Origin of the sequence: Neochlamydia sp. TUME1, from assembly GCF_000813645.1 — a bacterium.
Classification (GTDB): Bacteria; Chlamydiota; Chlamydiia; order Chlamydiales; family Parachlamydiaceae; genus Neochlamydia.
Genome location: NZ_JRXI01000094.1, coordinates 1 through 2,212, shown reverse-complemented (window position 1 = coordinate 2,212; position 2,212 = coordinate 1). Strand labels below are relative to the sequence as shown.

Below are 2,212 nucleotides of genomic sequence, written 5' to 3'. Positions count from 1 at the left end.
ACTGCACGTGATGTACTCTTGAATAAGCTTATGAATGACCACAAAACTATGGTTCTTTGCTAACCAGTCTTTAATTAAAGGTTTAAAAAAATCTAAATCATGCGGTTTTGAAGATTTTTTTAAATCAAAAGCTACGAGAGCCTGGTGAATTTCATTCTCAGAGGGGATAGATCTATCGTTAGATAACCACCCGCTGTTATTCGCAACTTTATTGAGATTACGGATAATCGTACGATGAATACCGGTATCGCGATTAATAGAGCGAATGCTTTGTTTAAGTTTTAGTCGAAAAATGACTTGTTGTAATTCTATCATATTTCTCTTCCTTGGCATAAAATCTCCTTTTCGAGACAAGATAAAAAAAGATTGTCCCATGAAGATTTATGCAGTTTAAGAGAAATAAAGAAAAAATATTTGTTAGCTAGGGTGGGTCACTAAAGGTGACGAGGGGGTGGGTCACTAAAACTGCCGACCCTGGGTCACTAACCATGACGGATGACAAGGGGATGGGATTTAGCCTTTTCGGCCAGCTGCCTCACCGTGTGGTTGGGAGCATGTTTTTCAACAGGCATTCTATCTAAGGGACAGAGCTTATTGCGTGCTAAGCATTGGATAACGGTATCTTCGTTGAAGGTATGGCCGCAAGGAAATAAAGTAACCGCCCGAGTCATTAGCTCTCCTGAGACTGCGTCTTCTATATTCTCTGGAACTGAAGTGCAAAAAATTGTCAAGGGGCTCGAAGTAGAAGATGAAGGGATCATAATAGGCTCCTTGAAGCTTTATAGTAAGCTATTGCCTCTACATGCAAGTTTAGCTTGCTTTATAGGGACTTGCTTTACGTTAATTACAAACTTAATTGTTTTATTGAGAGATATCAAATTTGGTAGTTTTTATATATAAGAGGTGCCTTATATGATTTATGATCTATCAGGAAGAAAACTTCCTTTTAAAAGCAGCCTCGTTGGCTTAGGAAGGCGCTCAATAGGATTGTTTGCTACGTCGAGGCAGTGTAGTCGAGTAAGCTCTCCTATAGTTGCTGGCAGAGTGTTTAGGTAATTGTCTCTTAAGCTAAGCCTTACCAGCAGAGAAAGCTTCCCAATTTCTTTAGGAATAGTGATTAACTGGTTTTTGTTTAACCAAAGCCTTATCAGCTGAGAAAGCTGCCCGATTTCTGCAGGAATAGTGGTTAGACGGTTGTTGCTTAGGTCAAGCATTTGCAGCTGAGAAAGCTGCCCAATTTCTGCAGGAATAGTGTTTAGACGATTGTTGCTTAAGTTAAGCGCTTCAAGTTGAGACAGCTGCCCGATCTCTGCAGGAATAGTGTTTAGACGGTTGTTGCTTAAGTCAAGCGCTTCAAGCTGAGACAGCTGCCCGATTTCTGCAGGAATAGTGTTTAGACGGTTGTTGATTAAGTCAAGCCCCACCAGTTTAAAAAACTGCCCGATTTCCGCAGGAATAACGGTTAGCTGGTTATTGCTTAAGTCAAGCATTTGCAGCTGAGAAAGCTGTCCGATTTCTGCAGGAATAGTGTTTAGACGATTGTTGCTTAAGTGAAGCCCTTCAAGCTGAGACAGCTGCCCGATCTCTGCAGGAATAGCGGTTAGCTGGTTGTTGCTTAATTGAAGTATTTCTAGCTGAGAAAGCTGCCCGATCTCTGCAGGAATAGCGGTTAGCTGGTTGTTGCTTAAGTAAAGCATTTCCAGCTTAATAATCTGTCCAATTTCTGGTGGCAAAAAGGTTAATCCTGAAGAATCCAAACTTAAGTAAGTAATAGTTTTGCCGTACTCTTCTATCCACAGTGTTAACAGCTCTCCTTTTTTCTTCAAAGGTAAAGCTTTAATCTGTGGCTGGTTTAGGTACGCGGTTCCTCCAGGTATTCTTTGCCACAATAGGAGGCGGTTAATATTCAGCAGATAGGAAGAATAATTAGAAAGGGTCCACACCTTGCTTTCCTTAGTATTTCTCTCAAATTCTAAGGGTGAAAGAGAGGCCGCTATAGCGAAAAGCTTTTGAAAGATGTAAGGGACTTTTTCCTCAATAGAAAGATTAGACTCAATCTTATAAATCTTATCCAAAATACTAGCTTGTTTTTCTAAATCCCCGTTTTCATCAGGAAAATAAACCTGAAGGATTGCCTTGTAAAGCGAGGCCATAGAAACAGGGGCTGTAGAAGAAGGAGAGAGAGGTTGAATTTTTTTAGTTGAGTTAGTAG

General features: G+C 40.5%; 3 protein-coding genes. All 3 read right to left on the bottom strand.

Annotated features, from left to right (window positions below):
- A partial coding sequence (locus DB41_RS04100) for a hypothetical protein (protein WP_039384642.1) occupies positions 1 to 315 on the bottom strand: 315 nt, incomplete at its 3' end.
- 167 nt (positions 316 to 482) lie between these two features.
- Positions 483 to 761: a hypothetical protein gene (locus DB41_RS04095; protein WP_039384640.1), complete on the bottom strand. Its 279-nt coding sequence runs from the start codon at positions 759 to 761 to the stop codon at positions 483 to 485.
- 156 nt (positions 762 to 917) lie between these two features.
- Positions 918 to 2,212: leucine-rich repeat domain-containing protein (locus tag DB41_RS04090; protein ID WP_193365243.1), on the bottom strand; the 1,295-nt coding region annotated here is incomplete at its 5' end.